This window comes from Nibrella saemangeumensis (assembly GCF_039541915.1).
GTDB lineage: Bacteria > Bacteroidota > Bacteroidia > Cytophagales > Spirosomataceae > Nibrella > Nibrella saemangeumensis.
On sequence record NZ_BAABHD010000074.1, the window covers coordinates 15667 to 40018 of the forward strand.

The 24352-nt window shown below is 50.4% G+C and carries 20 protein-coding genes; 19 read left to right on the plus strand and 1 reads right to left on the minus strand.

Annotated elements, in window-relative coordinates:
- Position 1: 1 nt before the first annotated feature.
- Positions 2-1897, minus strand: coding sequence for a DNA topoisomerase IV subunit B (locus ABD949_RS20790; protein WP_345246596.1), 1896 nt, complete (start codon positions 1895-1897; stop codon positions 2-4).
- A 342-nt stretch (positions 1898-2239) separates the two neighbouring features.
- Between ABD949_RS20790 and ABD949_RS20795 the strand changes: the two genes are divergently transcribed.
- The 19 genes from ABD949_RS20795 (at position 2240) to ABD949_RS20885 (ending at position 24275) form a co-directional block, all read left to right on the plus strand.
- Complete coding sequence (locus ABD949_RS20795) at positions 2240-4783, plus strand: SLBB domain-containing protein (RefSeq protein WP_345246598.1); 2544 nt, start codon at positions 2240-2242, stop codon at positions 4781-4783.
- A gap of 21 nt (positions 4784-4804) precedes the next feature.
- Positions 4805-5908 carry a GumC domain-containing protein gene (locus ABD949_RS20800; RefSeq protein ID WP_345246600.1) on the plus strand — a complete coding sequence of 368 codons (1104 nt, stop codon included), beginning with the start codon at positions 4805-4807 and terminating at the stop codon, positions 5906-5908.
- Between the two features lie 79 nt (positions 5909-5987).
- Positions 5988-6818: an ABC transporter permease gene (locus ABD949_RS20805; RefSeq protein ID WP_345246602.1), complete on the plus strand. Its 831-nt coding sequence runs from the start codon at positions 5988-5990 to the stop codon at positions 6816-6818.
- 29 nt (positions 6819-6847) lie between these two features.
- Complete coding sequence (locus ABD949_RS20810; protein WP_345246604.1) at positions 6848-8110, plus strand: ABC transporter ATP-binding protein; 1263 nt, start codon at positions 6848-6850, stop codon at positions 8108-8110.
- Positions 8107-9192, plus strand: a complete 1086-nt coding sequence (locus tag ABD949_RS20815) for a DegT/DnrJ/EryC1/StrS family aminotransferase (RefSeq protein ID WP_345246606.1) — start codon at positions 8107-8109, stop codon at positions 9190-9192. Before ABD949_RS20810 ends, ABD949_RS20815 begins: the two co-directional genes overlap by 4 nt.
- Before the next feature lie 55 nt (positions 9193-9247).
- Entirely contained in the window at positions 9248-11281 is a 2034-nt protein-coding gene (locus tag ABD949_RS20820) for an ArnT family glycosyltransferase (protein WP_345246608.1), read from the plus strand.
- 93 nt (positions 11282-11374) lie between these two features.
- On the plus strand, positions 11375-12073 hold the full coding sequence (locus tag ABD949_RS20825) for a WbqC family protein (RefSeq protein WP_345246610.1): 699 nt from the start codon (positions 11375-11377) through the stop codon (positions 12071-12073).
- A gap of 14 nt (positions 12074-12087) precedes the next feature.
- The gene (locus ABD949_RS20830; RefSeq protein ID WP_345246614.1) at positions 12088-12741 is read left to right on the plus strand and encodes an acetyltransferase; all 654 of its coding nucleotides are present in this window, start codon (positions 12088-12090) and stop codon (positions 12739-12741) included.
- Between the two features lie 39 nt (positions 12742-12780).
- Complete coding sequence (locus ABD949_RS20835; protein WP_345246616.1) at positions 12781-13992, plus strand: glycosyltransferase family 4 protein; 1212 nt, start codon at positions 12781-12783, stop codon at positions 13990-13992.
- Positions 13961-14665, plus strand: a complete 705-nt coding sequence (locus ABD949_RS20840) for an NAD-dependent epimerase/dehydratase family protein (RefSeq protein WP_345246618.1) — start codon at positions 13961-13963, stop codon at positions 14663-14665. The genes ABD949_RS20835 and ABD949_RS20840 overlap by 32 nt, the downstream gene beginning before the upstream one ends.
- A complete protein-coding gene (locus ABD949_RS20845) occupies positions 14665-15675 on the plus strand; it encodes a glycosyltransferase family protein (protein ID WP_345246620.1) in 1011 nt (336 codons plus the stop codon). Before ABD949_RS20840 ends, ABD949_RS20845 begins: the two co-directional genes overlap by 1 nt.
- Positions 15672-16706 carry a glycosyltransferase family 9 protein gene (locus ABD949_RS20850; protein WP_345246622.1) on the plus strand — a complete coding sequence of 345 codons (1035 nt, stop codon included), beginning with the start codon at positions 15672-15674 and terminating at the stop codon, positions 16704-16706. The genes ABD949_RS20845 and ABD949_RS20850 overlap by 4 nt, the downstream gene beginning before the upstream one ends.
- Complete coding sequence (locus ABD949_RS20855) at positions 16703-17530, plus strand: DUF5672 family protein (protein ID WP_345246624.1); 828 nt, start codon at positions 16703-16705, stop codon at positions 17528-17530. Before ABD949_RS20850 ends, ABD949_RS20855 begins: the two co-directional genes overlap by 4 nt.
- A 3-nt stretch (positions 17531-17533) precedes the next feature.
- Positions 17534-18565, plus strand: coding sequence for a glycosyltransferase family 2 protein (locus ABD949_RS20860; protein WP_345246626.1), 1032 nt, complete (start codon positions 17534-17536; stop codon positions 18563-18565).
- A gap of 13 nt (positions 18566-18578) precedes the next feature.
- On the plus strand, positions 18579-19568 hold the full coding sequence (locus tag ABD949_RS20865) for a hypothetical protein (RefSeq protein WP_345246628.1): 990 nt from the start codon (positions 18579-18581) through the stop codon (positions 19566-19568).
- A gap of 99 nt (positions 19569-19667) precedes the next feature.
- Positions 19668-20771: a glycosyltransferase family 4 protein gene (locus tag ABD949_RS20870; RefSeq protein ID WP_345246630.1), complete on the plus strand. Its 1104-nt coding sequence runs from the start codon at positions 19668-19670 to the stop codon at positions 20769-20771.
- Between the two features lies 1 nt (position 20772).
- The gene (locus ABD949_RS20875) at positions 20773-21690 is read left to right on the plus strand and encodes a glycosyltransferase family 2 protein (protein WP_345246632.1); all 918 of its coding nucleotides are present in this window, start codon (positions 20773-20775) and stop codon (positions 21688-21690) included.
- A 259-nt stretch (positions 21691-21949) separates the two neighbouring features.
- The gene (locus ABD949_RS20880; protein ID WP_345246634.1) at positions 21950-23065 is read left to right on the plus strand and encodes a hypothetical protein; all 1116 of its coding nucleotides are present in this window, start codon (positions 21950-21952) and stop codon (positions 23063-23065) included.
- Positions 23066-23090: 25 nt separating this feature from the next.
- Positions 23091-24275: a glycosyltransferase family 4 protein gene (locus ABD949_RS20885; RefSeq protein ID WP_345246636.1), complete on the plus strand. Its 1185-nt coding sequence runs from the start codon at positions 23091-23093 to the stop codon at positions 24273-24275.
- The last annotated feature ends 77 nt before the right edge of the window (positions 24276-24352 follow it).

The window sequence follows — 24352 nt, forward strand, 5'->3', positions numbered from 1 at the left end:
CCTATACCAAAGCGGCTTCCTCTATATCTTTTTCAACGCGCAGGTTTTCGATGATGAACCGCTGGCGGTCGGGTGTGTTCTTGCCCATGTAGTAGCTGAGCAGTTTCGGAATAGAGGTCTCCTTTTCCATAATTACCGGCTCCAGGCGCATATTTTCACCAATGAACAGCCCGAATTCTTCAGGAGAAATCTCACCTAATCCTTTGAACCGGGTAATCTCAATCTTCCGCCCACCAGATGAGAGCTTATTCATTGCCTTCTGTTTCTCTTCTTCCGAGTAGCAATAGGTGGTCTCCTTGTGGTTTTTTGGATTACGTACCCGGAAGAGGGGCGTCTCCAGAATATACAGGTGACCATTCCGCACCAGATCCGGGAAGAACTGCAGGAAGAACGTCAGCATCAGCAACCGGATGTGCATCCCATCAACGTCGGCGTCAGTGGCAATCACGATACGGTTGTAACGCAGGTTGTCCAGGCCATCTTCAATATCCAGTGCGTGCTGTAGCAGGTTGAACTCCTCGTTTTCATATACGACCTTCTTGGTCAAGCCGAAGCAGTTGAGCGGCTTACCGCGCAAACTGAATACCGCCTGGGTCTGCACGTTGCGTGATTTGGTAATCGATCCGCTGGCCGAGTCCCCTTCAGTGATAAACAGCGTGGTCTGATACCGGTCGTCGGCTTTGCTGTCCGGCAGGTGAATGCGGCAGTCGCGCAGCTTTTTGTTGTGCAGGTTGGCCTTTTTGGCCCGCTCATTCGCCAATTTCTTAATACCCGCCAGTTCCTTTCGCTCCCGCTCCGACTGTTCGATCCGTTTTTTCAGCGCATCGCGGGTTTCGGTGTGCATGTGCAGGTAGTCGTCCAGCCGGTCTTTTACAAAATCCAGCACAAACGACCGGACCGTGGGTGCACTGGCATCCGGTGCCATATTAATGGATCCCAGTTTAGTTTTGGTTTGCGATTCGAATACCGGCTCCTGCACCCGCAGGCTGATGGCTCCGATAATCGACGCTCGTACATCGGAGGGGTCATAATCTTTATTAAAATGCTCCCGAACCGTTTTGACAATGGCTTCGCGTAAGGCTGCCAGGTGGGTTCCCCCCTGCGTGGTATACTGCCCGTTTACAAACGAGTAGTATTCTTCGCCGTACTGGTTGCCGTGGGTCAGTGCAATTTCCAGATCCTGCCCTTTCAGGTGAATGATCGGGTACCGAAGCGCATCTTCATCGGTTTTGTTCCGCAGCAGGTCGAGCAGACCATTCTGGGACACGAACTTCTGCCCGTTAAACTGAATAGTCAGGCCGGCGTTTAGGTAACAATAGTTCCAGATCATGTTCTCCAGAAACTGGGGGATGAAATGGAAGTTCTTGAACACAGTATTATCCGGTTCAAAGGTAATCTGGGTACCATTACGTTGGCTGGTGTTTTCCAGCTCCGACTCGGCCACCAGTTCACCGCGTTTAAACTCCGCCCATTTAGACTTTCCGTCGCGGAACGACTGCACCTTGAAATAATTTGACAACGCGTTGGTTGCCTTAGTACCGACACCGTTCAGCCCGACCGACTTCTGAAAAGCGCCGGAATCGTATTTACCACCCGTATTTATCTTAGAGACGCAATCGACCACTTTCCCTAAGGGAATGCCCCGGCCATAATCGCGGACCTCCACACGGTGGTCAGTAACTTTAATGTCAATGATCTTGCCATTCCCCATCACGTGCTCATCGATGGAGTTGTCAATAATCTCTTTTAGCAGCACGTAGATACCGTCATCGGCGGCTGAGCCGTCGCCCAGCTTACCGATGTACATCCCCGGCCGCAGACGTATATGCTCACGCCAATCGAGAGACCGGATGCTGTCTTCGGTGTATTGTACGTTTTGATTTGTTGTTTCAGCCATGTGTGGTCCTTAAATTGTTCAATTAGACTGGTTGTTGAAGAATATAAAATTCCCGATGCGGCTTGCTAATAATTGGGAAAAATAAACGTTCGCAGCAATTATAAGAAATTAATCCACTGAATAGATAACTATTTAAAATACGGTAAAAGTTCGTTTACTTTGCCAACTGAACCGTTCTGAAAATACTACTACGAGTTATACCAACGTTTAAAAAAAAGTGTTTGCAGAAAAGCGCTATTCAGCGGTACACTTCTTAAAAATATGCAAAATAGCCGAATTTTCCACGTTTCAATGGAAAAATCTTTCAGAAAAAATATCAGAATATCCGGATACAAGTTGGGAATGGGGTTAATCCTGGCCGGTATGCTTTCCGGCAATACCTTCGGGCAGGTTTTACCGGGTCCGGCGACACCGGCGCCTACCACGTTGCCTACCCAACCGGGTAACCTGCCCCGCAACCTACCTACTCAAAGTCAGCAACCCGGACGTGGCCTCCCCGGCCAGACTACCCCTCAGGGCCCCGCCGGCCGAACGCCTGCCGGTCAGCCACAGCCTTCTTCTACCCAGTCGGCACCGGGCCAGCAACCCCAAACCGGCCGGACCCAACAGCAGCAGTCAAATCAGACAGCAACCGACCCAAACTCTCCCGACTTCGAACGGCAGTCGCAGGAAGACCAGGGGCTGAAAAATCAGCAGACGAACGAGGAGTTTATGGAGCAAAGCATCCAGGCAGCCCGGGAACGGGAACGGCAGGAACTTCGCAGAAAACTCTTCGGGTATGAAATTTTTGGTAATCCTGACCTGCGTTCCACCTTTGAGCCGAATATCAATATTGCGACTCCACGGAACTATATAGTGGGACCCGGTGATCAGTTAAATATCCGGTTGTATGGCTATTCTGAAGCCAATTTTACCCAGACCGTTTCTCCTGAAGGGAATATCTATTTTGCTGATCAGACCGGTATTGGTCCGGTTTCGGTAACCGGTTTGAGCATTGAACAGGCAAAAGCCAGAATAACCGATCGCCTGGCTCGCCGGTATGTAGGCCTCAAAAATAGCTCCTATGGCGCGCCTAATACCTACCTGGAACTCACGCTGGGTAATATCCGCAGCATCCGGGTATCTGTTTTAGGAGAAGCCGTTAAACCAGGCACATACTCCATTTCGTCGTTATCGACGGCCATGAACGCCATCTACCAGTCGGGTGGTCCGAATGAACTGGGTTCATTCCGCAAAGTGCAGATCATACGCAATAACAAAGTTATAGCTACGCTCGACCTGTACGATCTCTTACTGCTGGGCGTTCAACGAAACGACATCCGACTACAGGACAACGATAACATTCGTTTCCAGACCTTCGAAAAACGGGTTGAAATTACCGGGCCCGTAAAGCGCAACAAAATCTTTGAAATGCTACCCAATGAGAACCTGGGTAAGCTGCTTTATTTTGCCGGTGGATTTGCCGCTAACGCTTATAAAAGCCGGATTAAGATAACCCGGCTGACTGAACGGGAACGCAAGGTCATCGACGTTACGGCTGATCAATTTGAAACGTTTACCCTGCAGGATGGAGATCAGGTGACGGTAGAGCAGATTCTGGAGCGGTATGAAAATCAGGTAAGCATTGAGGGAGCCGTATTCCGGCCGGGACAGTACTCGCTGGACCAAAGCAAAACCCTAAAGCAGCTAATTACCAATGCGGATGGTTTGCAGGGTGATGCTTTTGTCGGACGAATTACCATTGTTCGGACCCGGGAAGACCTGGCTATCGAGAATATTACCGTCAATTATGCCGACATCATAAACGGCGTCCGCGAGGATGTGCCCCTGCAGCGCGAAGACAAGGTGGTCATCCCATCTCGATTCGACCTGGCCGAGCCCGCAACGATTACCATTATCGGTGAAGTAAACAGTCCGCCGGGCTCTAATGAGCTTCCGTATATGGCCAATATGACGCTGGAAGATCTGCTGCTGCGCGTTGGTGGTTTAAAAGAATCAGCGGCCGCTTCACAGATTGAGGTCGTACGCCGGAAAAAGGATGTAGACCCCAAATCAACCACCGCGGAGGTTGCCCAAACGTTCAGAATTCCTATCAGCCGCGATCTGTCAATCAATCCAAACCAAAGTCAGTTTGTGCTTGAGCCTTTTGATCAGGTAATCGTTCGGCGCTCGCCCAATTACCAGGTCCAGACGTTCGCTACGATTGAAGGAGAAGTTATTTTACCGGGTGGATACCCCATTCGTAGTAAAGACCAGAAGATTTCGGACCTGGTCAACATGGCTGGGGGTCTGACTCCATACGCCTACGTCGAAGGAGCCACGCTGGTTCGCCAGGTGCGGTTAAGTGCCGACGAAATTGCGCAACAGCAACGCTCAGTATCCGAATTGGCGGATGATTCCCGCAGAACCGTCGTTCAGGTTGATCCACTGGCACCCGGCAAAGAAGAATCCATCGGCATTAATTTAAAGCGTATTTTAGATAATCCCGGCTCGCCGGAAGATATGCTGATCCAGGAAAATGATATCCTGAGAATACCCAAACGCCTGGAGACCGTACGTTTACAGGGCGAGGTTCTGTTACCCACCACCGTTAAATACCGGCCGGGGCAAACCTTTCAGGATTATATAGCGCAGGCGGGAGGATTTACCTCGAAATCGCAGCGGAAAAAGTCGTTTATTGTCTATGCCAATGGCTCCGCCGACCGGACCCGTAAGTTTATGTTCTTCAACATCTACCCCAGGGTAGAGCCCGGCTCTGAGATTGTGATTCCAACCCGGACAGCAGCTCCGCTTACGCCACAGCAGATACTTGGTCAGGCAACGGCCATTACCAGTTCAGTGATGACGCTGATCACGCTGATCCTGGCCTATCGGACCATTCGGTAATAAGAAAATAGTGTATACTTTATGAGTGCAGTTAACTCGACCGAGACCAACAATATGGCAGTACGACCCGTACCGCCGGATCAGATCTCTCCAAAGGCCCTAATGCTAAGTATCTTTCGGTTGAAGTCCGTGTTCAGACGAAACTGGAAGCTAATGCTGGGGCTTATTCTTACTGGCGGAATCATCGGCTTTTTAATAGACATTACCAAGGAGCGAAAGCCAATTTATACCGCTACCATGACCTTCAACCTCGGAGGAGGCAGCAGCAACAGCTTTGGCGACCTAGGCTCTTTAGCCGGTGCTTTTGGCTTAGGGCAAGCCGCTCCTGAGGCCAATATCTTTGTGGGCGACAATTTCATGATCTACGCCAAGTCGAGGCCGGTGGTAGAGAAAACCCTGATGAAGACCGTCAACATCAATGGTAAAGATACCCTGCTGGTAAACTATTATATCCAGCACAGCGGTATCCGGGATGAAGAATGGGAGGAGAACGACACCCTGCAGGCTTATAGTTTTCCACGGGCTAAAAAGCCGGAAGAATACAATAAATTAGACCATGTGGTATTGTCGCAGATTTACACCCGCATCCAGGGAGAAATGGGCGTAACCCAGCCGGAACGGAAATCGTCGTTTATGCAATTACGGGCCGGTATGGAGAATGAGGACCTGACCAAAACCTTTGTAGAAACGCACCTGGAGACTATTGAGGAGGACTATCGGCAGAAGCAGACCAAAAAGACCCGGGAGATGTACGACCTGCTGAAAAAACGGACCGACTCGCTCGGCAGGGCGTTGGGAATGACAGAGACCCGGCTGGCCCGTTACCAGGATCAGAATCAGCAGGTGGTTGTAGCCGAAGGTCGTATTCAGGAGACCAAACTGACCCGTAACTCAACTTTTTTGACATCCGTATATTTTCAGGCGCTGCAAAATGAAGAAAATATGCGACTTTCGTTGATACGGGAGTCGCCCCTGTTTACCATTATTGAACCCGTGGCATTGCCGCTGTATAAAGAGGTTAAAGCAACGATAGGTATGCAGGCAGGCATTGCGCTGGGGCTTTTTTTGAGTATCATTATCATTTTCCTGCGGGAGACATACCGCTCTATAATGCAGGAGGGATAAAACTGAGCGTTAAGCGTTGAAAATGGCTTTATGGTCGGACGCCCGCTTACCGCAAAACTTATAATTCATCATTCAACTAGTGAAAACCCACGAAGTAGTTATTCAGTCCGGGCGGTCGGAGCGGCATTATTGGAGTGATCTGTGGCGCAACCGCGAGTTGCTCCTGATTTTATCCATGCGCGATATCTCGGTTCGTTACAAGCAAACCGCCCTGGGTGTCTCATGGAGCCTGATCCGCCCGCTGACTACCATGCTTATTATGGTATTCGTGTTCAGCAAGGTGGCCAAGCTGCCCGCTGACCCCGGTATTCCATATCCGCTGATGGTGCTGTCCGGGCTTACGATCTGGACATTCTTTTCAAATGCTTTTACTCAGGTAAGCGCCAGTATCACTACCAATGCCAACCTGGTAACAAAAGTCTACTTTCCCCGGTTAATAATGCCGATGAGTTCGGTCATGGTGAGTTTTCTGGATTTTCTGATCTCACTGAGTCTGTTCGTCATCTTTGCTATCTGGTATCAGGTATCGCCAGACTGGCACCTGCTGTTTCTGCCGGTGTTTATACTGTTGGCTTTACTGGCTTCTTTTGCATTCGGTTTGTTTTTCGCCGTACTTAATGTCCGGTTCCGGGATGTGGGCCAGTTGATCCCGTTCCTGGTGCAGGTGGGCTTTTATGCCTGTCCGATTGCTTATAGCAGCCGTCTGGTTTCCGGTGAGAGCTGGTACACACTTTATATGTTAAATCCCCTGGTGGGAATTATTGACGGCTTCCGCTGGGCATTGCTCGGCGGCAAAGCTTATTTTAATCCACAAAGTGTTCTTGCTTCGGTCCTCATTATAGGTCTCTGCCTTAGTCTGGCTCTGTACTTTTTCCGAAAGCGGGAAAATACTTTTGTCGATGATATATAAACTTACTATCTACTGGCGCTACACTCTTTATGTCGGTCATTGCAGCAGAAAATATCAGCAAACGGTACATCATAGATCATAAACGGGGCAAGGGTACCAATACGTTACGCGACGTGGTAACGGAGAGCTTCCGTAACTGGTTTGGCCGCAAACAAGACCCGGATCAAACGCTGGAAAGAGAAGAGTTCTGGGCGTTGCGTGATGTCAACTTCAGCATCAACCAGGGCGACCGTGTGGGGATCGTCGGCCATAACGGAGCCGGCAAGTCGACGCTGCTTAAAATCCTCAGCAAGATCACAGAGCCAACTACGGGTTCGGTCCGGATACAGGGCCGTGTGGCTAGCCTGCTGGAAGTCGGCACCGGATTTCATCCGGAGTTAACGGGCCGTGAAAACATTTACCTCAACGGTTCTATCCTGGGCATGAAGCGGGAAGAAATCCGGAAGGCTTTTGATGAGATTGTGGATTTCGGCGGTATTGAGAAGTTCCTCGATACACCCGTTAAGCGGTACTCGTCGGGTATGTACGTACGGTTGGGCTTTGCTATTGCCGCTCATCTCGATCCGGAAATCATGATTATCGATGAGGTTCTGGCGGTGGGCGATGCCGAGTTCCAGAAGAAATGTCTCGGCAAAATGCGTGATGTATCCGCCAGCGGACGCACCATCCTGTTTGTCAGTCATAACCTGACCGCCGTTCAGGCACTTTGTAACAAGACTTTTTACTTTGAAAAGGGAAGACTGATGGAGCAGGGCGAAACAAACCACGTCATTGCTTCTTACCTGAGCAGAGTATCGAAAACAAAACTGATTCGCACCTGGGAAACGCCCGAAGAAGCACCCGGCAACGATCAGGTACGCATCCGGCGCGTCGAGCTGATTCCGGAATACCCCGACAAAACTACCCACATAGATGTGCGGACGCCCATGCGGGTACGCTTTGAGTTCTGGAACATGATGGACCGGGCCAACCTGAATCTGAGCCTGCACCTGAACTCCCTGACCGGCGAATGCATTTTCAACGTCGGCACACAATCGAAGCCGTACAGCAAAGGGCTGATTGCCGGCGAATGCTATATTCCGGGGTATTTCCTGAACGATGGATCGTACTCTATTTCTGTAATGGTCGTAAAAGATACGGTTACCCCGTTGTTCAATCTGGAAGAAGGCATTACTTTCGAGGTAGAAGATTACCGGGAGGGAGTTGCCTGGTATGGAAAGTGGCCGGGTTATGTACGTCCGCAGTTTCCGTTTGACATGAAAATGGTAGAAGAGGAGGCATTCGCTAAATGATTAATGTTACTAAATCGTACCTGCCCGACTTTAATGAGTATAGTCGCTATCTGGAAGGCATCTGGGATCGTGTTCATCTGACCAACGACGGTCCGCTGGTGCGCGAACTGGAAGATCGTCTGAAGGAATATCTGGGCGTAAAACACCTGAAGTTCTGCAGCAATGGCACCGTGGTCCTGCAAATGGCTCTGAAAGCCCTTCAGATTACCAAAGAAGTCATTACCACGCCGTTTTCGTACTGTGCTACCACCAATGCCATTCTGTGGGAAAACTGTACGCCGGTCTTTGCGGACATTCACCCGGAAGACTTTTGTATTGACCCCACTAAAATAGAAGCGCTCATCACCGAAAACACGCAGGCGATTCTGGCAACGCACGTTTATGGTAATGCCTGTAGCGTTGATGAGATTCAGGCCATTGCTGACAAATACAACCTTAAAGTCATTTACGACGGGGCTCATGCGTTTGGTGTTCAACACAACAATAAGGCACTGCTTAGTTATGGCGACCTGAGTACCTGCAGCTTTCACGCAACCAAAGTTTTTCATACCGTCGAAGGCGGTTGTATTATCACGAACGACGATGAAATGGCCAGCAAGCTGCACTTTTACCGGAGCTTTGGACACCGTAACGATGACTATCAGAGCATTGGCATCAACGCCAAAAACTCCGAATTTCACGCGGCTATGGGGCTATGCAACCTGCCGAAAATTGGGGAACTGATTGCAGCCCGCCAGCAAGTATCGGCCTGGTATGATAACCGTCTGGATTTTGACCGGATTTCCCGCCCCACCCGGCTACCGGGTCTGGAATACAATTATGCCTATTATCCGGTGGTATTGGAGTCGGAACAGAAGTTGTTTGAGGTTCGGGATGCACTCAATAAAGAGGCTATATTTCCCCGGCGCTATTTTTACCCGTCGCTGAATACGCTGTCGTTTATTCAGCCCTATCAGCCCTGTCCGGTGTCCGAGGATATTGCGGGGCGGGTGCTTTGCCTGCCATTGTACCCGGACCTGCCGGAAGAAGACGTAGACCGCATTTGTTCGATTGTCAATGAAGCCGCCTATATAACGGCTTAACGGTTTATCGTCCGTAACGAAACTATCCACCTTTGCTACCTGACCTGATTTGGCTATGACGGCTCTCTATTTGCTGTCTTTTATTCTTTTTGTCGGCTATGTAGGCTGGCTGGCGGCCCGCATCAGCCGGCCCTCCCTGACCGATTGGCTGCTTACCTCATTCCTGCTGTTTACCGGGAGTGTCATCCTGACCGGCTTCATCCTGTCTGCGCTGTACCTGACGGCTACAACACCGGCCTGGGCCGTTGGCGTTTTTATAACGGCTTCGGTTATCGGCTGGCTGATACGCAGGCTGGTACCGGATCATTCTCCTTTTTCAGTCAGACAATTGCTGCGGGAACGCCGGCAACTTTTCAGCCGGTGGTATGGGTCGCTCAGTCCGTACCTAAAAGGGATTTTTACGACCATGTTCCTGACGCTGGCGATTATTGCCTTTACTAATCTGCTGCTGTCGCTGTTTACGGTGCCGAACGAGTGGGATAGTATGACGGGGCACCTCAACCGGGTGATGCAGTACATCCAGCGAGGCAGTATGCGGCATTTCGGTGGCACCAACTGGAACATGGATACCTACCCGAAGAGTGTATGTACTCTCCAGATTTATTCGTTTCTGATCACCGGCCGCTTCGAGAGCGCTTTTCGGCTGATTCACCACCTGTCCTACTGGGTTGGCATGGTGGCTGTGTTTGGGATTATCCAGCGTATCGGGAATAACCTCAGTGCCAGTTCCTTCTGCGCTCTGGCTTATGGCCTGCTGCCCAATTTTTTAATGCAGGCTATCACGACCGAAACCGATATTGTTCTGACAGCTTACCTGAGTGTGCTGCTGTATATGCTCTTTACCTACCGCCACACCCGCAACAGCCGTTATCTCTACCTGGCTGGCATGACGTTCGGGATTGCTTACGGGCATAAGATAACATTCACACTGCTCTTGCCGTCGGTATTTGTCGTTATGATCTATACCGTCTTTCTGGCTCAGAACTTCGGCCAGTTTTTCGGACGGGTTCGCCGGTTGGCGCTGGCGATTATCGTGGGCATGTGCATATGGACTTTTCCGACGGGCTACCTGAAAAACATTGAAGTCTTTGGCCACCCGATTGGGCCCCCTACGGCATTAAAGCATCAGTCGGTGGAGCGTGCCGGTTCGCTGGGCAACCTGCTGGAGCAGGGCAGCCGCAATGTAGTCCGCTACGCCTACGATCACTTTAACCTCGACGGTATTCGTAACCTGCCCGAGGGTGTTGACCTGAACGTGCAAATGCGCAAGCCAGCGGTATGGCTCGAAGATAAACTGCGGATGCGGCTCGACGAAGAGACCGACTTCTCGATTAGGCCCTTCGTCTTTAACCGCCAGTTTGTTTTTTATAATGCAAATCCATACTGGGGTGTTTTCGGCTTTGGCCTGATTATCCCCCTGTTACTATTGACTCTGACAGGAATTGTCAGGTCGGTACCTCATGTGTACCTGGGTATTGCGGCACTTCTGCATTTTGCGGCTCTCTCCTACTCAGCTCCGTACGATCCGTTCAAAGGCCGTTATTTCATCGAAACGGGCCTGTTTGGGGTAACGTTTCTGGCGCTGCTGTTCCTGAGTCCCCGGGTTTCTGTTGACAAACCCGGCCGACCTAGCGGTAAGGCTTACGTCGGGCTGGTTACCGTTCTGGGTTGCCTTTCGGCGCTACTCTGCGTGTTTTTCAACATCCGGGCGCTACCATTCAGCTGGAACGGCTACGAATCGGCCTTTACGGCCAACCGAATTCGCCAGATGACAGTCGGACGCCCGGACATCTATGTGCCCTACAGCCGTTTCGACTCTATTGTGCCCCCAAACGCTACCGTCGCGCTGGGAACCATTAATGACGACTATGAGTATCCGCTCTACGGTAAAGGCCTGTCCCGGCGACTAATTACCATTAACCCCTTTGAAAAAGGGGTTCAGCCTATTCCGAAAGAAGCCGATTACCTGTTTTTTGCCAAGAGCGTAATCACTCCGCAACCGGGCGACATCCGGCTCGGCACCGACACCACCCAGCGTGACAAAATGATTGTACCGGCTGAGGACTATTATCTAAGGAAACTGAAATGAGCAGGCGGTTGCCGTGAGTAGTGGGCAGATCAAAAGCGACCTATTGTCAATGTTCTGCCTACTGCCCACTGCAAACTGCCCACTAAAATCGCTATGAAGTTAGCTATCATGCAGCCTTATTTTCTGCCCTATATCGGGTATTTTCAGTTGATGAATCTGGTCGATAAATTCGTATTGTACGACGACGTAGCATTCATTAACCGGGGCTGGGTGAACCGTAACCGAATGCTGCTCAACGGCAAAGAACATCTGTTTACCATCCCGCTGAAAGAAGCCAGTCAGAACAAACGGATTTGCGACATTGCCCTGGCCGACGATCCAAAGTGGCAGGATAAGTTGCTAAAAACGATTGAACAAGCTTACCGGAAAGCACCTTTTTATGAAACGGTTTTTCCGTTGACCGCAAAAATGATCAATTTTAGGGCGGAAAATATAGCCGGTTATATTCGGCATAGCTTCACCATCCTGAACCCTTACCTGGGTATTGAGACGGAACTGGTGCCTTCATCAACGATATACGCCAATACCGAATTGAAGGCACAGGAGCGAATCCTGGCTATTTGCCGCCAGGAAAATGCGACGCATTACATTAACCCAATCGGCGGCCTGGAGCTTTACCGAAAAGAAGATTTTGCCGGAGCAGACATACAGCTTAGCTTTATCCGGTCGCAACCGGTGACGTATCCACAATTCCGGAACGAGTTTGTGCCCTGGCTGTCCATTCTGGATATTCTGATGTTTAATGAGCCGGCGACGATCCGGACCATGTTAGATAAATACGAACTGTTGTGATCTGAAACGAACCTATGGCTAAAGTTGTCATTTTTGGGGTCCTGGACACGGCCGAGCTGGCCCATTTTTACCTGACTAACGACTCGGATCACGAGGTAGCAGCCTTTACGGTTAACCGGGAGTACCTCGAACAAAACCAGTTTAAGGGCCTGCCGGTAGTACCGTTTGAAGAGGTAGAGACGCTGTATCCGCCACAGGACTTCAAGTTCTTTGCACCCATGACCGGCCGGAAGATGAATAAAAACCGGGAGAGCGTGTATCTGCAGGCTAAAGCCAAAGGCTACGAGTTTATTTCTTACATCAGCTCGAAAGCTACGCTGTTTGGCAACACCATTGGTGAAAACTGTTTTATCCTGGAAGATAACACAATCCAGCCTTTTACAACCATTGGCAACAATGTCGTGCTCTGGAGCGGTAACCATATCGGTCACCACGGACAGATCAAAGACCATGTGTTTTTTACCTCGCACGTGGTGCTATCAGGCCATTGCGTAGTAGAATCGTATTGTTTCTTTGGCGTCAACAGCACCATCCGCGACTACACGCATATTGCGACCGGGACGCTGGTTGGTATGGCAGCCGCAATCTATAAAAACACCGAAGAGTGGGGGGTATACATTGGCAATCCGGCCAAAAAGCTCCCTCAGCCAAGCCACGAAGCCTATTAAGCGTTTGAGCCAGCCGGCTTAAACCAAAATCTTGACCCATTGAGTAAACGAATCCTCTTTATCGGCCACGACGCCAACCGTGCTGGAGCGCAGTACCTGCTGCTCCACCTGCTGACTTATCTGCGTCAGGCGGGTATCGAGACGGCATTGCTGCTCGGCAGCGGAGGACCGTTATGGCCGGAATACGAGCAGGTGACTACCGTCTATGCGGGATTTGATCCGGCGGAACAGAACAGCCAACCGGGTTTGCTAAGCCGGGCCCTGAGGAAGGTTGGGCTGGGAAACACGAACGGGCAGGACACGAAAAAGAAAGTTCTGGAAGAACTGCTGCCGGCATTGAAAGCCCGGCAGTTTGACCTGATCTTCTCGAACACCATCGCCAATGGCGAGTTGCTGCGCCTGCTTCAGCCGCTGAATATCCCGTTTGTTGCGTATGTCCACGAACTGGAAACGTCAATTCGGATCTACACCCATCCAGATGCACTGCGGTACCAACTCGATAATGCATCGTTGTTTCTCTGCGGGTCGGAAGCCGTACGCAGCAATCTGATCAGTACCCACGGATTGCCCGCCCGGAAAGCAACAGTTTTGAACTCATTCATCCAGACTCAGGTCTTACGCAATAAACTGCAACATGTTGATCAGGCAGCGGTACGAACCCGCCTGGGCATTCCCGCCGATGCCGTGGTGGTGGGTGGCTGCGGCAATGCCGAGTGGCGTAAAGGAGTCGATCTTTTCGTACTGCTGGCCCAGCAGGTGATTAAGACCCACCCCGACACTTATTTTATCTGGGTAGGCGTTCCTAAAGCCAGCGAAGGCTATATTAACTTGATGTATGACCTGGAACGAATGGGGCTCCAAACCCGCGTACACCTCATTGAACCCGGTGCCAATTACCTGGACTACGTTGCCTGTTTCGACATCTTTACCCTGACATCACGCGAGGATCCATACCCACTCGTAATTCTGGAAGCCGGACTGAATCGCATCCCGGTTCTGTGCTTTCAGCAATCGGGCGGCAGCCCGGATTATGTCGGTCAGGATACAGGCTGCCTGGTTCCCTACTCCGATGTATCGGCCATGGCGGAGGTAATCCGGCACCTGGCAGACAACCTGGCCGAACGATCCCGCCTGGGAGCCATCTTTTACGAACGGGCTATGGCGCACGATACAGAAACGCTGGTGCCCAATTTGTTAACTATCCTTGACTCAATGTTGCATGAATTGTCTCACCACCATGGTCGTCGGTAATGGCATGATCGCCCGGCACTTTCAGGAGTATGCCGAACGGGATGACGTTCTTATTTTTGCGTCCGGGGTATCCAACTCCAAAGAAACCCGTCCGGAGCCATTCCTGCGCGAATGGAATCTGATGCAGGAGTGGGTGGCGCAGGCCGGCGACCGGCTGTTTGTTTATTTCAGTACCTGTAGCGTGGCCGATCCTACCGAGGAAAATGCCCCGTATGTACAGCATAAACTAGCCGTCGAAGAGTTTATTGCAACCCATACAAAACACTACCTGATCATAAGAGCCTCCAACGTTGTTGGTGGAGCCGGCAACCCGCATACGATCCTGAATTATTTTCTGAACCGTGTGACCAGCGGAGAACCGTTCGACATTTGGCAGGGGGCTACCCGTAACCTGATTGATATAGACGATATGTATCGGGTGGTTACGTATTTTATGGAGCAAAAAGACCGCTGGAATCGTATTCTGAACGTAGCCAACCCCTATAGTGTCAGTCCGTTGCAGATCGTCCGGGCGGTAGAGACCCATACCCGTCGGCAGGGAAATTACCGGCTGATAGCGAAGGGTAGTCCATTCGCCATTGATACGTCAGATTGTGCCGCCATTCTGGCAGACAGGCAGCACGACCTTCGTCCGGAGCAGTATCTGCATTATTTACTCCAGAAGTACTACTGATGACGCTGGCGTTTACCATTTGTTCCGTCAATTACCTGGCTCAGGCCCGCACCCTGGGCGACTCGCTGCGGGAAACAAATCCGGATTGGACCTTTATTATTGGGTTAGTCGATAAGCTGGACGCGGCCGGTTTACCTGAAGCCCTGTATCCGCCGTACCCGATGCTTGAGGTGGACAAAATTGGTATACCCGATTTTGCAGGTATGTGTGATCGTTACGATATTACGGAACTCAACACGGCCGTTAAACCATTTTTTATTAATTATTTTTACGATAAGTATCCAAAAGCCGATAAAATTATTTACTTCGACCCGGATATTATCGTGTTTCAGCCGATGAACCGGCTGACTGATCACCTGGATCGATATAGTCTGGTGCTTACCCCGCATGCCTGTTCACCGGTCGACGACTGGGAGCGACCGAACGATCTGCACCACCTGAACACAGGCATTTTCAACCTGGGGTTTATTGGGCTCCGGAATACGGCAGATGCCCGTCAGTTTGTGGCCTGGTGGGCGCAGCGGCTGGTGTATGAGTGCCGGATTGATCTCTGTGCGGGCCTGTTTGTTGATCAGCACTGGGTCAATTTTGCACCGGTTTACCAGGATAGCGTCTGGATTGAAAAACATCCGGGTTATAATGTGGCGTACTGGAACCTGCATGAGCGCCACTTTACGGGTAGCCCGATTGAGCAGTCAGGGAATAGGGGCCATTGGCTAATAAATGGAACGGAAACCTTGTTCTTTTTCCACTACAGCGGTTATAACCCAGATAAACCAACAGAAATATCCAAATATCAAACCAGGTATACGTTTGCTGAGCGGCCTGATGTAGTTTCTCTGTTTCGTTTGTACCGGGAGCGTCTGCTGGCGAACCAGAATGAAATCTATCGGCAATACCCGTGCGTATACATAAAACCACCCAGAATTGTACGTTATAAGCGGGTGCGTAAATGGTTAAAGGCACCGCTTAGCCAATTAATTGCTGTGTTAGAATCAGGAAAGTTATGATGTCATGGTCACGCTTTGTTGCTCTTTGGACTCACCGCTACCATAAATACACCCATATTGCGGGGAAGTTTATTTCCTTCTCTGTCAAATACTTCCAGTTACGGCGCCTGAAAGCCAGCCTCGGCGACCGGCAGCTGATTGGTATTATATTGTCCGAACAGTTTGGCGATATTGTAGCCTGTGAGCCTATTGCGCGAGAGGTACGCCAGCACCACCCTGATGCATACATCATCTGGTTTGTTCGCAAGGCTTATGTCGAATTGGTGGCTCACCACCCGGATCTGGACGGGTATCTGATCGAAAAATGTCCGGGTGAGCGGGAGAGGCTTCTTCGCTCCGGCATACTGGATAAATTTTATAACCTTCACCTCTCCCACCGGAAATGTAAGTACTGTTTCGAGGATCCTACAAATCCGATCGCCGACAATCTGGACATTACTTATGTCAATTATTATCACAAAGGCAACCTCCTGTATGTTTTTTCGCAGGCGGCCGGGCTACCACCCATTGAGGATGAACCCAGGCTGTACATTCCGGAGGCCGTAAGCCGCCGGGTAGATAGCCTGAAACTTCCTCCGCTCACAGTTGTGATCCACTGTCAGTCTACCTACGGACCACGCGACTGGTCGGCAGCCAACTGGACGCGGCTGGTTCGGTGGATTCTTGAAGCCTATCCTTATTCGGTGGTTGAGGTAGGCCTTAACCCCGTTGTTCACATAGAGCATCCGCGCTTTCATAATTTGTGCGGCCGGTTACAACTCCTCGAAACAGCCGAAGTGATTCGGCGCAGCCAGTTGTTTATGGGCATCGACAGTGGTCCGGCCCACCTGGCCAATGCAGCTGGCACCGACGGTATTATTTTATTGGGTCAACTGTTCGACTTTGTAGAATATATGCCGTATTCCGGACGCTACAAGCGTGGAGAGGGGGCGACCATTCTTAATTACCACGGTCATCCCTGCGCCGACCTGCCATACGAATGGGTGCAGGAGGCTGTTGAGTACCGGCTGAGTCAAGTAAACCAGGTATGACAGTAGTTGACCAACCGAGCGTTTGTGTTGTAATCCCAATCTATAAATCCAGCTTTACCCGCTACGAAGAGATTGCGCTGACGCAGTGTATGCGGGTGTTGGGACATCATCCGGTTATTATTGTCAAGCCCGAATCACTCCTTATTGACGAACTTGTCAAAAAATACCCAACTTTACAGGCCCGCAGCTTTGCAGATAGTTACTTCACCGATGTCCAGGCCTATAACCGGCTGATGCTGGCCGAAGTCTTTTACCAGGGCTTTTTGGACTTTGAGTACATCCTGATCCATCAGCTCGACGCGTTTGTCTTCCGGGATGACCTGCTTGGCTGGTGTCGGCAGGGATACGACTACATTGGTGCCCCGTGGCTGCGGGACCGGGACTTTACAAGCTGGTCGGACGAAGCAGTGTTTGGCATCAAAAAGAAAATTGCTACGCTTTTGGATCTAAAAAAAGAGGACGGGATTACCCCCCGCGAGATCATCAGCCTGAACAGCGTCGGCAACGGTGGTTTCTCGCTCCGCCGGGTTCCGGCCCTGCTTCGATGGCTCAAACTGTTTCGGCGTAAGATTGAAAATTACGAGCGCATTCACGCCCACCAATACAACGAAGACGTGTTCTGGGGCATTGAGGTAAACCGGTATTTCCCGTTGCTGAAAATACCGGACTTTAGGAAAGCGATGCAATTTGCGATAGAATTTTACCCGGACCGGGCCGTAACGATTTACAATAAAGGCCATCTGCCCTTTGGCTGTCATGCCTGGGATATTCACGGCACGGATTTCTGGCGTCCGATTTTTGCCCGGTACGGGTACGAAATTTAAACTATGAATCAGACTGATCAGGAAAAGTCAAAGGTATCCATTGCGTTATGTACCTACAACGGTGAAAACTATCTGCAGGCACAGTGGCAGAGCCTGCTGGAGCAGCAGCGGTTGCCGGATGAGGTCGTTATCTGCGACGACGGATCGTCTGACCAGACTGTAGATTTGCTACACCGGTTGTCGGCCAATGCCCCCTTTGAGGTACGTATCATCACGAACCGCAGCCAATTAGGCTTCAACAAAAATTTTGAAAAGGCGCTGTCACTCTGCACCGGTGATCTGATTTTCATCTGCGATCAGGATGATTTCTGGTTACCGGAAAAAGTGCAGACCATGGTTACCTTTATGAATCAACGGCCGGCTATTCAGTTGGCGTTTAACAATGCCTGGGTAGCCGACGAGAACCTCAACCCGATGGATTTGCTCTTCTGGGATCAGGTACGGTTTGATACCACCACCCAACGCCGTTGGAAAGCCGGCGAAGCCCTGGACGTACTCCTCGACGGTAACCGTATGATGGGGTGTGCCTCGGTTATCCGGCGGCAGTTTTTGCCCAGACTTCTGCCGATTCCGGTACACATTCCAGGATACATTTATGATGGCTGGCTCGCTATGGTTGCGGCCGCCTATGGGGTTATCGACTTTGTTGATAAGCCGATGCAACTGTACCGCATCCATGTCAGGCAACAGGTAGGCGTAAGCCAGGAAAACACCGGCGGTAAACCGGTTTCGCTGTGGCACCGGTTCAGTCGGGACCGTACTATTAAACTGGAGCCACTCCAGGAGAAACACCTGGCCTTACAGTTTATTTTCCAAAGCCTTGCTGAACGTGTACCGGCCAACGCGCCGGGTATGCCGCAGATACAGCGCCGGCTGGCCCATTATCAGATGCGTAGCAGCCTGCCGGCCAACCGGTTAAAACGTATCTCGCCGGTTATGCAAAATGTCTGGCAGGGTAATTACCACCGGTATACCGATGCATCCGCTAATTGGTATGCCCCCTACCTGGCGGCTCTGGGTGATTTGCTGGAATAAATTTTCTGATTGAGTGTTACTAACGACCTGTACCCTACGACAATTACCCCAGGCCCTGGCCTTAGGCGCTAATTTTGCTCAGTATCACCCGGACCTCCCCGTTGTTATTGGCCTGGCAGACGATGGCTCACAATTACCACCTGCTCATACGATTCCCTTTCCGGTCATTACAGCGGCCGACTGCCTGGGCGATCAATTACCGGCCCTGTCGGCGCAGTATACACCTGCCGAATTTGCAGCCGCCTGTAAACCCGCTTTTATCAGGACTGCTTTCGAGCGGTATCCGGCCGTAAATCAGGTCCTGTACGCCGATCCATCTATTCGTATCTATCAATCATTGGATACTGTTTTCGAGAAACTGACTACCCATACCCTGCTCATAACGCCCCATATTACCCAACCGCTGACCGATAATTTCTTTCCCGACGAAAAGTACTTTCAGAACACCGGCCTGTACAGCACCGACTTCCTGGCGTTCCGGCGTTCTGCGGAAACGGACCGGCTGCTGACCTGGTGGCAGGATCGGGTAACCACGCGTGCAGCGATTGACTATTGCGCGGGGCTTTGCCTGGACCAGATCTGGCTAATGCATGCGCTCACGTTTTTTGAAGGAGTAGGCGTGGTAAAAGACCCTGCCTGGCATGTAGCCGTCTGGAATTTCCACGAGCGATGGCTGACCCAGGAGCCACAGGGTTGGCGCGTAAACGGCCAAAGCCGGTTGTTGTTCGCCAATTTTAAAGGCTTGGATGATCCTGATGAAGGACTATTCCCGTACCAGAACCGCTTCCGGCTGGCGAATCGGCCGGATGTACAGCCATTGCTTCAACAATATCGGCAGTACAGGCAGGGCCAGTTGTACAGCGACCTTTACCGGATACCGCCCGCCTACGGTCTGCAACCTGAGCCAGTGATAGTACGCGGCTGGCGACGCCACCTGGTTCAGTCTATACAAAAAGTAAATTTATTTATTGATTCTGTACCTTTACCAGCCATAAAGCGGTAGCCGTTACTCAGTTCTTGCTCAACTGCTTGGGTTTTATAATATAAATCTATTTATTTGCGGGCAATTTTCTAAAAAAAATCCTAACGTGACTCCGCTGGTATGAAGGTATTGTATGACCATCAGTCATTTACGGGAGCGTCTTATGGGGGGGTCAGCCGGTACTTTTTCGAACTGCTGCGGTCATTTGCCAAACGAGACGATATCGAGTTTGAACTATCGCTTCGCTTTTCCAATAACGAATACCTGGATCAGGAATCGTTCAGCCGTCATTTCCGGTTCCGCCCGCTAGCCCATTTGCAGAACGTCAACCGGCTGGCATCTATGCTCAACCGCATCCACAGTGTTCAGCGGTTACAGAAAGCGAAGTTTGATATTTTTCATCCGACGTATTACCACAAGTATTTTCTGAATTATATTAACGGAAAGCCCTTTGTACTGACGTTTCATGATGCAACCAGTGAGCGCTATGGACATCAATATCCGGAGCTTGGTGAAAACCTGAACGAGGTCAAAAAAGTCCTGATTAAAAAGGCTGACCGCATCATCTCTGTTTCAGAATATTCGAAACAGGAGTTGCTGACATTTTATAACATTGATCCGGATAAGATTAAGGTTATACATTTGGGTACATCCTTTGCTCATTACCGGCCCAAGCAGGTAACGGCCCCTTTTGAGTTCCCGTATTTGCTGTATGTAGGCAAGCGCCCGCTGTACAAAAACTTTCCTGATTTTTTTCGGGCCATTCAGCCGGTTCTGCACCGGCATTCAGACATTCATCTGGTTTGTGCCGGTGGAGGAGCTTTCACCCGCGCCGAACAGGATCTGTTTCATGCTGCTCGTTTGGGTCACCGGGTACACTACCGGCCCGTTACCGACTCGGCTCTGTATGGCTTATACCAGCATGCGCTGGCGTTTGTATTCCCGTCGTTGAACGAAGGATTCGGCATACCCGTCCTGGAAGCCTTTAGCTGCGGGTGTCCGGCCGTTCTGAGCAACCGCAGTTCACTGCCCGAGGTTGGTGGCGACGCAGCCGTCTATTTCGATCCTGACGATGATGCTTCAATGGCCGATGTAGTCGAACGCATCATCACAGACGATTCCCTGCGCAATGATCTGCGTTGGAAGGGCGCTGAGCGAATCCGGCTTTTTTCCTGCGAGAAAACCGCGCAGCAAACGTATCAGGTCTATAAAGAACTTGTCTGACATGCAAATCGGCCCCACCGATCTATTCCGTAAGTTTGTAAACGAGCCCCGGTTCACGACAACCCATACCCGGATAATCAAGGGCTCTATCCCTAAAATTACGGTAGTAACTCCCTCCTATAACCAGGCCGGTTACCTGGAGCGTACGATTTTGAGTGTCTTGAACCAGCAATACCCGGCTCTGGAATATTTTATCATCGATGGGGGGTCGACAGACGGTAGCCTTGATATTATCAGGAAATACGAACCCTACCTGGCCGGCTGGGTCAGCGAGAAAGACCGGGGCCAGACCGACGCCATTAACAAAGGGTTCCAGCGGGCCACGGGCGATCTGGTGGCATTTCAGAACTCCGACGACGTGTATGCCCCTGATACCTTTTTACGGATAGCCGAAGCCTGGCAGAAAGCTCCGGACACGGACGTTTTCTACGGAAATTTATATTTTATTGACGAGCAGGACGTTATCATTGAGGAAATGCGCTCGCTTCCGTTTTGTGCAGCCTGTCAGCTGTACGAGGGTATGCAGGTCTTTAATCAATCGCTTTTTCTGAAACGGGATGTCCTGACCCGGTATGGTCTGCTCGACGAAAGGTTACGTTTTGTGCTTGACTATGAAATTATTACCCGTTTAGGTGTTCAGTCTGACGTTCGTTTTCAGCACGTTCCCGGCCTTTGGGGTGGTTTTCGTGTTCAGCCCGAGGCTAAATCATCGAACATAGCCGAGACCGGACAACAGGAACACCAACAGGTTAAGGAAAAGTACCGCCAGCAACTGAAAAGCGGGTTAGGCGAGTCCTTCTGGCGACGCTACTGCAGATTAAGAAAAATAGTAAAGTTTATCCTACAGGGCGAGTTTGGCTATATAAAACACAGGCTACAACTTTCCGGAAAAATGGCCCGGAAGCCTACTGACAGTTAACAGAATGATGCGGCTCTTACAAAGACTGGATTGGATGCGGATGGTCTTAGGCATCTGCATCGTTATAGATGGGTACCCTCTCATTTTCTTTTTCAAGGAAACGTTACGCTTAGCCCCCGGCAGTACGGCCTTTACAGCATTGGTTTTAGCATTAGGCTTTGCGCTGATGATTCCATTCACGCTGTTTAGAAGGCTCTATAAACCCAATTTTACGGTAATGTGGATGGGGATAGCCTTCATTTTACTATGCATTTTTTACATGTTTGTATTCAGAGGAGATCCTTTATTCAGCGACTATACAAAAGACCTCCTTTACTTTCTGTATATTTTCATTTTCCTGTTCCTGCTTATCAATATACCCAATGACATCATTGAGGTATGTATCCCAGTCATTATTGCCTTTACCCTCATCTCTAACCTGGCGCTGGTTTATGCGATGATTACCGACCCCACCTGGGCGTTGGGACAGCGGGCGGCCATTACGTACGGAACAGATGATGAACGCTCGGGAAACCCGCACGTATTTGCCCGTAATGCCCTGATGTGTGTAATTGCCTGTAGTGTCTGGGTGTTCAGGCCGCAAACCAATTTCATCGGCAGGATTATGGCTTTGTTCGCCGGTGTTTTCAGCATGGCGATTCTGGTTATGACCCAGACGCGGTCCAGCATTGTGGCACTCGTTCTGGTTGTTCTGGCTTTCATATTTTTTCATGCCAGGCCAGCTCAGATCAAGTCGGCAGTCCGTGGTTTATTCAGGCCGCTACCGATCATTACAATGGGTATTGTCTTTATCGGTATTATCTTCTTCTTTCGTCGATACTACGAAATATACGGGTTATTGTACAGTTACATCATCGCCTTCGTTGAGCGTAATCTGGAAAACATGTACGCCCTGTTAGGCTTAAAAGTAGGGAGCTATAAGGCTGAGTTTGATGCCTCCGCCGGTAACCGGGCCGTTAGTGCCACATTCTTAAATAACGTTCTGATTGGCCATATGCACCTGCTGATACTAGGAGCAGGCTACAAATTCCTTTATCTGGATATACCAGTCGTGGAGGCTTTAATTAATCATGGAATTCTAGGTTTCTTTTTATTTGCCGGAATGAATTGCATAATCCTGTATCATGCCTTCCGGACAATCAAGAGTAATCCAAATCCATTGGCAACGTTTCTGGCTTATTTTTATCTCCTTATTTTTGTCCAATTATTTACCAACGGGCGGCCGTATGATACGTCGTTCTGGCACCCGTTGTGCCTGATGATCCGTTTTCTGGGAATAGACCATCTGTTGCCCGCTCGTTTAATGAATCATCCACCCCTTACGGCTGTTGAGCAGCCAAATGGGGTTGTGGCGTCCAACGGATTAGCATCCTGACATAAATTGTCACATCTTCAGGCTCATGAAAGTTTTGGTAGTTCATAATATTCTCTGGGCGCACTATAAATCTTTAATTTTTCAGGAGCTCTTTAAACAAACCCAGTCGTCACCAGATATATCGATCAAAGTTGTACAAATTGCCCGCAACGAAAGGTCGCGGGCCAGTTTTGAAGCAGCGGCAGACCCAAATGCACCCGTCTATACATATCCCTACACATTGCTGTACGACCAATTCATCGAAGATCTGAGTGTGAGGGACCGGTTCCGGGGCTTACTGGCCCAGACCAGACAGTTTAAGCCGGATGTTATTTATCTCACAGGCTACTATGATCCGGCGCAGATTCTCCTGCTATTTTATGCCAGATGGCAGAATATCCGGGTTGTTATACAAAATGAGAGCACCGCTGCCGATCACCAGCGAGGTGGCTGGAAAGAATGGGTAAAACGGCGCATTACCAGGCTTAGCGATGGCTTCTTTTGTTTTGGCAGCCGATCGGCAGATTACCTGATACAACTCGGGGTCCCCCCCAACAAAATACTGCTGCGGAAAAATGCGGTCGACAATCACGTTTTGTTGAAAACATACCAGGAATCGCTGCCGTCCCGAACCCAGCGCCAGCAACAGTTGGGGCTCCCCGCCAACAACTTCATTTTTGTTGGGCGTCTGATCGACGTAAAAAATCTGGAAACTCTTATTGAAGCCTTTGCCCTGGCCAATCAGCAGGTTCAGGCGACTACAGACTCAGCGTTGTCCAGGTGGGGTCTGATTCTATTTGGGGAGGGCCCGCTTCAGGAAAAGCTCAGCCAACGCATTCAGGCACTGGGCCTGCAGCATCTGGTCCGGTTTCTGCCCGGCCAGCCGTGGTACCGTGTGCCGGAATCGCTGTCACTAGCCGATGTGCTGGTATTGCCGAGCTGGTCTGAAACCTGGGGGCTCGTTGTCAACGAAGCTATGGTATGCGGCATGCCTGTTATTGTCTCAGAGCGTTGTGGCTGCGCTATTGATCTGGTTCAGCATGGCCGTAATGGCTTTGTAATTAATCCCTATAAGCCCGAAGAACTGGCAAACTACATGACAATGTTCATGAACAATGACGTAAACCGGGCGCAAATGGGTCAGGCTGCCCGTCAACTCATCGAACCCTATGCTCCCGAAGCCGTTGCCCGGGAAATGCTTCAGGGATTTGTGAAACTCAACGGTTCATAGTTACTTGCGGCAATTTTTCAATAATATACACTCAACATCTGGCTTTATGCGCTGCTCTGCACCAGCGATACGTCCTG

Excerpts from the sequence above, each read along its gene's own strand:
- ABD949_RS20790 (WP_345246596.1), bottom strand. The coding sequence starts at position 1,897 with ATGGCTGAAACAACAAATCAAAACGTACAATACACCGAAGACAGCATC.
- ABD949_RS20795 (WP_345246598.1), top strand. The coding sequence starts at position 2,240 with ATGGGGTTAATCCTGGCCGGTATGCTTTCCGGCAATACCTTCGGGCAG.
- ABD949_RS20800 (WP_345246600.1), top strand. The coding sequence starts at position 4,805 with ATGAGTGCAGTTAACTCGACCGAGACCAACAATATGGCAGTACGACCC.
- ABD949_RS20810 (WP_345246604.1), top strand. The coding sequence starts at position 6,848 with ATGTCGGTCATTGCAGCAGAAAATATCAGCAAACGGTACATCATAGAT.
- ABD949_RS20815 (WP_345246606.1), top strand. The coding sequence starts at position 8,107 with ATGATTAATGTTACTAAATCGTACCTGCCCGACTTTAATGAGTATAGT.
- ABD949_RS20820 (WP_345246608.1), top strand. The coding sequence starts at position 9,248 with ATGACGGCTCTCTATTTGCTGTCTTTTATTCTTTTTGTCGGCTATGTA.
- ABD949_RS20825 (WP_345246610.1), top strand. The coding sequence starts at position 11,375 with ATGAAGTTAGCTATCATGCAGCCTTATTTTCTGCCCTATATCGGGTAT.
- ABD949_RS20830 (WP_345246614.1), top strand. The coding sequence starts at position 12,088 with ATGGCTAAAGTTGTCATTTTTGGGGTCCTGGACACGGCCGAGCTGGCC.
- ABD949_RS20840 (WP_345246618.1), top strand. The coding sequence starts at position 13,961 with ATGAATTGTCTCACCACCATGGTCGTCGGTAATGGCATGATCGCCCGG.
- ABD949_RS20845 (WP_345246620.1), top strand. The coding sequence starts at position 14,665 with ATGACGCTGGCGTTTACCATTTGTTCCGTCAATTACCTGGCTCAGGCC.
- ABD949_RS20850 (WP_345246622.1), top strand. The coding sequence starts at position 15,672 with ATGATGTCATGGTCACGCTTTGTTGCTCTTTGGACTCACCGCTACCAT.
- ABD949_RS20855 (WP_345246624.1), top strand. The coding sequence starts at position 16,703 with ATGACAGTAGTTGACCAACCGAGCGTTTGTGTTGTAATCCCAATCTAT.
- ABD949_RS20860 (WP_345246626.1), top strand. The coding sequence starts at position 17,534 with ATGAATCAGACTGATCAGGAAAAGTCAAAGGTATCCATTGCGTTATGT.
- ABD949_RS20870 (WP_345246630.1), top strand. The coding sequence starts at position 19,668 with ATGAAGGTATTGTATGACCATCAGTCATTTACGGGAGCGTCTTATGGG.
- ABD949_RS20875 (WP_345246632.1), top strand. The coding sequence starts at position 20,773 with ATGCAAATCGGCCCCACCGATCTATTCCGTAAGTTTGTAAACGAGCCC.
- ABD949_RS20880 (WP_345246634.1), top strand. The coding sequence starts at position 21,950 with ATGTTTGTATTCAGAGGAGATCCTTTATTCAGCGACTATACAAAAGAC.
- ABD949_RS20885 (WP_345246636.1), top strand. The coding sequence starts at position 23,091 with ATGAAAGTTTTGGTAGTTCATAATATTCTCTGGGCGCACTATAAATCT.